Raw genomic sequence first — 7,303 nt, 5'->3', positions numbered from 1 at the left:
ATTATTTATTGTTTTTGTACAAGAGTTTGCATCTGTTATGGTAACAGAATAGGTTCCGGCAACAAGTCCGGTTCTGTCTTCGGTTGTTATGCCGCCTCCCCAATCATAGGTATATGGTCCTGTACCTCCTGAAACAGTAAGATCAATAGCTCCGGTATTGCCTCCATTGCAGGCTACATTGGTAACGGCTGATGTGCCATTAAGTAAAGCAGGTTGAACAATAGTAAAGTTTTGCGTTGCTGTACAATTATTTGCATCGGTAACAGTTACGGTGTAAATTCCTGCGCTAAGTCCTAAAGCTGTTGCAGCAGATCCGCCAGATGGAGACCATGAATAAGTATATGAGCCTGTTCCTCCATTTGCACTCACTGTCGCTGATCCTGTGTTTGCGCCATGACAAAGGATGTTTGTTTGTGATGGAGTAATAACGATAGCATCAGGTTCTGTAATAATAAAACTCTGTGTTGCTGTACATGAATTTGCATCGGTAATTGTAACGGTGTAGGTTCCTGCACCAAGTCCCGAAGCTGTTGCTGCAGATCCCCCAGATGGAGACCATGAATAAGTATATGAGCCTGTTCCTCCATTTGCACTAACTGTCGCTGATCCTGTATTTGCACCATTACAAGTAATGTTTGTCTGTCCAACTGCTGTCGCTGTTAGGGCATCTGGTTCAGTAATAGTAAAACTTTCCGTTGCTGTACAAGAATTTGAATCCGTAACGGTTACTGTATAAATTCCCGCGCTAAGCCCTGAAGCTGTCGCTGCACTGCCTCCAGATGGTGCCCATGAATACGTATATGATCCTGTCCCTCCGTTGGCACTAACTGTTGCTGATCCTGTGTTTGCGCCATGACAAGTAATGTTTGTCTGTCCAACTGCTGTCGCTGTTAGGGCATCAGGCTCTGTAATTGTAAAGCTTTTAATTATTGAACTGTAAAATGCATCGTAAACAGTTACCGTATAGGTTCCCGCAACAAGACCAGAAGCTGTTGCACCATTTCCTCCTGAATGATCCCACCAATATGAATATGGCCCTGTTCCGCCAATTGCACTTATTGTTATTGATCCTGTATTTGCTCCATTACAGTCAATATTATGTTGCGAAACTAGTGTTGCATCAAGTGCATCTGGTTCGGTAATAGTAAAATTTTGTGTTGCCGTACAGTTGTTTGCATCCCTGACAGTTACCGTATAAGTTCCTTTAGCAAGAAAGTAAGCTGTCGTATCATAAACATATAGCACGGATGGTGACCATGAGTAAGAATACGGTCCTATTCCTCCAGTTACTGCCACAGTAGCAGAACCATCACTTCCACCAATATAAGACACATTAGTTTGTGATAGCGTAATAGTGATAGCATCGGGCTGAGAAACTGAATATGTACTTGTTTTTTCGCAACCAATTGGATTGGTAACAGTCACCGTATAATCTCCAGGAGCAAGTCCTGATCTATTTTTTGTAGTTATTCCATTACCCCAGTTATAAGTATAGTTTCCATTTGTTGGAACTGTTAAAGTGATTGAACCATTGTTTCCTCCATTACACGAAACATTAGTAATAGATGCTGTATGTTCAATCAAATTGAATTTTATATTTCCCCTAGACTGCCCTCGTTCTTCTGCAATTTTAAATTCAACTTTACTGTTACTATCTAAAAAACCTTGCCAAACATTTGTATGTGATTCACAACAATTATCATCTCCAAATACTTGTACATCATTAATAAACAATCTCACCCAATCATCGTGCATTGGAATATCAATTTGATAGTATCCACAAGGAAATCCTTGCCTTTTTGCACTCCAAGAATGATCATCACCATTTACTTTACATCCTTGGTAACTTGCAACTGAAGACGGGACGTCATAATCTTCGAAATAATCCTCCGAATTAAAACTTAAAGTATTAGCCGTAAAATAACCGGAATAGTCTGCTTGCCAAGCGCCACCGCTAACAGCTCCTTTATTCCAAGCATATACATTCCAAGAATTATTGCCATAAACTGTCGGGTCACCTACTGAAGCTGTAGGAGCGAGCGTAATATCAACTGTTCCAAGGGTCGAACAATAGGTAACATTGTCCGTTACTCTTACCGTATAACTTCCTGCCGAAAGCCCTGTTACTGATTGTGTAGTTTGTAATGCTGGTGTATCCCAAAGGTAGCTATAATTTCCAGATCCACCTTTTACCGCTACTGTTGCTGAACCACTTACTGCACCAGCACACGAAGCATTTGTTTGGACCGCAATTACTTTTGCCTTTTGAAAACATTCACCTATCCCTATATTAGCAAAAACCATATCATTATTGGAGTCCATTACTTGTAGATAATAAAGCCCTTGACTTAAATCAGATATTGTTTGAGTACTTTCCCCATTTGACCACAAATATGTGTAAGGAGGAAGTCCATTCACAATATTGGCCGTAATTGATCCAGTTGGCGAATTAGAATCTATATCAGTCTTAGTAAAGACAACTTTCATTTGCCCAAACATATTGGCCGAGACAAAAAGAATAAGAATAAATGCAAAAATTAAATGTAGTTTTTTCTTCATATTTTGGGGTTAGCTTGTTAACTTACACTATTTAAAACCAACAAAATAAGCTCTGTATATTTCTTAGTAAAATTTCAAAAAAAATATACTTATAGCATTTTAGAGTTTGCTCGCAAAATTAGACAAGCAAACAAGCTCAAAAGCACTCCAAAAAGTTTTAGCAAAGAAAATCTATAGCCCAAAAAGTTTTTTTTTGGGAAAGAAAAAAGTAGAAGAAAAAAGTTTGATTTTAAATTGCTACGTCAAATTCCTGCTTTTGCAGTTCTGATGGCAAGATATCGTGATATTTTTTAAAAGCAGCTGTAAATTTGCTCGTATTTTCATAACCAAACTTATACGAAATCTCCTTTATCAAAAGTTTGTTTTCAATAATAAGTTCTTTAGCCAGCATCATTTGTTTTTCCTGAAAATACTTGTAGATTGGTTTTCCAAAAAACTGCTTAAATTCAGATTTAAGCTTGCTTTCTGAAATTTTGAATTTTTCAGCCAGAAAATCAATTCCTGGAAATTTATCATAAAGATTGCTCGTCAAATAATTCTCAACTTTGTTGATGCTGAATTTATCTTCATAATCAATTGCAAAATGTTTTTCAAACACTTGCTGATCTCTACAAGTTCTTAAAAAACCGAAAATAAGATTTAAAGTACAGAGTTTAAACTGAAGAAAATCGATATGACTGGCTTCATTGTTCATATTCATAACCTCATCAAAAATACCGAAATTTTTTACCAACTCATCCTTCTCATCAACCGGCCAAGCTATATAAGGCTGATCAGAGGTTATAAATTTATCCAATCCAGCTTCTGAGAACAAACTATTTTGAAGCAAGTTTTTTTGCAGCCATTCTTCATTAAAATACAACGTGATGTATTTATTATTTGCTCCTTTAAAATTTACATCACAATTGCGTTCTTTTGGCTTAAAAAATGTCCAGCTGTAATTTGCAAAACATAATTGCTTTTCACAAATTTTAAGATCGATTATGGGTTGGCTTGTAACATTATTAAGGCTAAGCATATAGTATCCTTTATCCTCAATTTTCATTTCTGCGGGGTCATCATAAATGAGATCAAAAGCGACATTAGTTTTATATCTCATTTTAGAATAAATAACCCAAAGCCCTTCTTCTAATTTTTGATAATTGAAACCTCCAGAACAAAATGGTGTATTAGCATAAACACTCTGTTTTATCCTATCATGTTTCATAAAGGGGTAATTAGCCAAACTCTCCACAAGATCTTCTGGAGTTTTACTGCTGTAAGGAAGATGATAGAAACCATTGCTGTACGTAAAAAAGTACTGCTTAAACTGGTTTAACCATTTTTTTAGTGTTTGTTGGAGCATTTCAAAGCCAAAGATAAAATTTATTTAAATTTTACCAAATCATCATAAAATTAAAATCCAAATAAAATGCTACTTCAATAAAACACTTAATAAAAAAGTAAACGAATTGAGTCCGAAGACATTTACCAAGTCAGAAAATCTGACAATTACGTGGATTACAAATTTTGGAAGAGAGATCTTTTTTGCCACAAAAGCTAAGGTCGTTTTTAAGGTATTTCAGAATTGTAAGTCTTGCCCCAGAATGGTAATTTTAAACTTTTAATCAACTGCTAAAAATCGCATTCGCATTTTAAAAAAGGTTAAAACTATGCCAATAAATCGTTCAGTTTAGTTTTTAAAACTTCCATGCTCTGATGACCAAAATAATGCCCCAAAATATTGTATTCATCATCAAAAACAATAAAAGATGGAGTTCCTTTTAATTGATTGACTGTAAATGTTTCGGCTATTACAGGTATTTCAGAATAATATGATTTTACTTTTTGTATTATCGTCTTTCTTTCGATTTCAGAAAAATTTTCAAAATTAGGAATGGAATCACAAATTAATTCCACCATATCTGAATTTATAAACTCTTCAGAAGAAGCAATAAAATCAAAAGCTACTGGAAAATTTAAGGTTTCTGAGTAAGTTGAAATTCCATAGTTTGTGTGGTAATATTTTAAAGTTTCTCCAACTAATGTTCCGCTTTCTAAAAGTAGTTTCAAACTCGCTTCATTATTATATTCAAAATCTTCAAAAGCAGTAGCTACTCCAATAAAACCAATTTTATTATTAAATGAACTATAAAGCTCATTCACAATAGGAATTCCGTATATAAAACAACCCGGACAATTTACCTGAAATACAAAAGCAACATTTACTTTATGCATTTTGAATTCTCCTTGAACTAATTCTTTAGTTTTTAAATGAAATTTTGACATGACTATTTTTTTTTATGGCAAACAGATATGTGATATGCTGAATTACACTTCAAAATTAATTATGATTATTAAATTACTGATAGTCCAGTTCTTATAATAATCTATACGTTCTGGTTTTGAATATTTTTAAAATGTTTTTTTGAATGAATAGTAGATGAAAATTTTCATTCTAATTATGATTTCAATCATAAACTTGAGCTTTGGCTGCCATTTAAATTTGCAAGTAATGAAATAGCAAAACAACGTTGTTTCAGTAAATCAAATATTTAATCCAAATATCAAAACGAATGAATGCAGATCAAAAAGAGCTTATAAAAGCAACAATTCCAATTTTAAGATCAAGTGGCGAAGACCTAACAAATTACTTTTATGCCCGAATGTTCAAACACCATCCTGAGCTTCGAAATATGTTTAATATGGGAAATCAAGCCAATGGAAGACAAAAATCAGCTTTAGCAAATGCAGTGCTTGCTTACGCTGAAAATATAGATAATCCCAGTGTTCTTTTGGGAGTACTTAAAGGAATCGGGACGAAACACAGAAGTCTTAACATTCAGCCAGACCAATACAAAATTGTTGGTACGCATTTAATCGCTTCAATTGGAGAAGTTGTTGGAGAAGTTGCAACACCCGAAATTCTGCAAGCATGGACTGTTGCGTTTTATCAGCTTGCCCAAATTATGATTGATCTTGAAAAAGAATTATATATTGAAAACGCAGCAAAACCAGGAAGCTGGAACGGATGGCGAAAATTTGTAATTAAAAAAATAGTCGAAGAATCTGCTGAAATAAAATCTTTCTACTTATATCCTGAAGATGGCAAAGCAATTGCTGATTTTCATCCGGGCCAATTTATCAGTGTGCAGGTTTTTGTAGAAGAATTAAATCTGTTACAACCGAGACAATATAGCTTGTCAAGTGCATTCAATCCTGAATATTATAGAATTTCTGTAAAAAGAGAAAATGGATTTGCTTCAAATCCTTCTGGAATGGTTTCCAATACGCTACATTCTAAATCAGAAGGAGAAGTTATTTCAATTTCATCACCTGCAGGATTATTTCATTTAGAAAAAGATTCTGAAAATCCATTAGTCCTAATAAGTGGCGGAGTTGGTTTTACACCAATGCTGAGCATGTTGGAAACTAATTTGAATGCACTTCAAAATAAAAAAACCGTTTGGGTTCATGGCTGCAGAAATGAATCTGTTCATGCGTTTAAAAATCAGATTTCCAGTTTAAAACAAGAAGTAAAATGGCTCGAAACTTTTACGTTTTATGATACTATTGAAAATCTGGACAACACCTCAGATCAAATTTTACAAGGACGTGTTGATCTTCATAAATGCAAAGAGGCCATTTTATTGGATGAAGCTAAATTTTATATCTGCGGCCCAGAATTATTTATTAAATCCCAATATGAATCTCTTATTAATTTAAATATTAAAACGGAGAATATTTTCTACGAAGAATTTGGCCCTCAGTTAATCAATTTAAATTAAAGTGAAGACTGGAATATTCGCAATTAAAAAATTTTGGAGATTAGCCTTTAGAAATTGTATCACAACTTTATTCATAACCTTGATTCTCGCCTATTTAAACTGCACAGATCGATCGAATTTTTTCTTTTTTTGGATGCGTTCTTGGGTTGTTGCTGGCTTAATTTCTAATTTCTTTTCTTTCTTTATTTTTTCGAATAGAAAATAGTAAAACATAAAGGCTGCCTCAAAATTGAGACAGCCTTTTTATGTTTGAAAGCAAAGGAACTTCATCTATCTAAATATCATTCAATTACTTATTCAAAATAATTTTATTGGTTGATGTTTTGCCGTCGGTTATGACCTGAAGCAAATAAATCCCTTGATTAAAATTATTCAGATCAAGCTGTTTTTCATTTCCTTCAAAAGTGGTATTCAACAACTGCTGACCTAAAATATTGTACAAATAAACATCTGATTTTATATTGTTGCCTAAGCTCAAATTCAAGATTCCGTTTGTTGGATTTGGATATACAACCAAACCTTCTGTAATTTTTACTTCTTCAACATCGGCAACATCAAGCATTTTCCTAGTTCCAGAACATCCAGAAATATAATTGTGCTGAATATCATCAATCCAAACTGTCATTGCAGTAGCAGTATTGTTTTGTTTGATGACAATTGCATCTAAAGTTACAGAAGCGCCACCAACAATTCCGTTTCCAGTTGTGATCGTTGTTCCAACTGCCGTTGGTAAAAACCATTCGTAGTAATTCCAAACTCCGTTGTTGATAATTGCAATTGGAGGCAATTCTTCAAGCCCATCAGCATCATCAATCCAAGCCGTCACTACTGCTCCAGCATTTGCTGTACTTGTTTTCAGCCAGAAACCAAAAGTTCCTTGGTTGCCAACAAAAGCCTGATTGTTTGCAGGAGTTCCTCCGCCAGAAAGCAAACGAACCAACCAATTTGTAGTCACCGAAGTATTGTCATTCAAAACT

At 34.4% G+C, this 7,303-nt stretch carries 4 protein-coding genes and 1 pseudogene; 1 reads left to right on the top strand and 4 read right to left on the bottom strand.

What is annotated here, in order from left to right:
- From EYY60_RS00175 to EYY60_RS00165, 3 genes and pseudogenes are all read right to left on the bottom strand, one after another.
- Nucleotides 1–2,559: pseudogene (locus tag EYY60_RS00175) on the bottom strand (hypothetical protein); the annotation flags it as partial.
- A 229-nt stretch (nt 2,560–2,788) separates the two neighbouring features.
- Entirely contained in the window at nt 2,789–3,904 is a 1,116-nt protein-coding gene (locus EYY60_RS00170) for a helix-turn-helix domain-containing protein (protein WP_132987406.1), read from the bottom strand.
- 305 nt (nt 3,905–4,209) lie between these two features.
- Complete coding sequence (locus EYY60_RS00165; protein ID WP_132987405.1) at nt 4,210–4,827, bottom strand: TlpA family protein disulfide reductase; 618 nt, start codon at nt 4,825–4,827, stop codon at nt 4,210–4,212.
- A 287-nt stretch (nt 4,828–5,114) separates the two neighbouring features.
- Between EYY60_RS00165 and hmpA the strand changes: the two genes are divergently transcribed.
- Nucleotides 5,115–6,326: an NO-inducible flavohemoprotein gene (gene hmpA, locus EYY60_RS00160; protein WP_132987404.1), complete on the top strand. Its 1,212-nt coding sequence runs from the start codon at nt 5,115–5,117 to the stop codon at nt 6,324–6,326.
- A gap of 289 nt (nt 6,327–6,615) precedes the next feature.
- On the opposite strand, the gene EYY60_RS00150 is transcribed toward hmpA, so the two are convergent.
- The coding region (locus EYY60_RS00150; protein WP_132987403.1) for a T9SS type A sorting domain-containing protein at nt 6,616–7,303 on the bottom strand (688 nt) is incomplete at its 5' end.

The organism is Flavobacterium zhairuonense (assembly GCF_004352915.1).
Lineage (GTDB): Bacteria > Bacteroidota > Bacteroidia > Flavobacteriales > Flavobacteriaceae > Flavobacterium > Flavobacterium zhairuonense.
Note: the sequence above shows the minus strand (reverse complement) of the source record. Positions and strands in the feature narration are given on the sequence as shown.

Coding starts and splice junctions, on each gene's coding strand:
- EYY60_RS00165 (WP_132987405.1), bottom strand. CDS start 4,827: ATGTCAAAATTTCATTTAAAAACTAAAGAATTAGTTCAAGGAGAATTC.
- EYY60_RS00170 (WP_132987406.1), bottom strand. CDS start 3,904: ATGCTCCAACAAACACTAAAAAAATGGTTAAACCAGTTTAAGCAGTAC.
- hmpA (WP_132987404.1), top strand. CDS start 5,115: ATGAATGCAGATCAAAAAGAGCTTATAAAAGCAACAATTCCAATTTTA.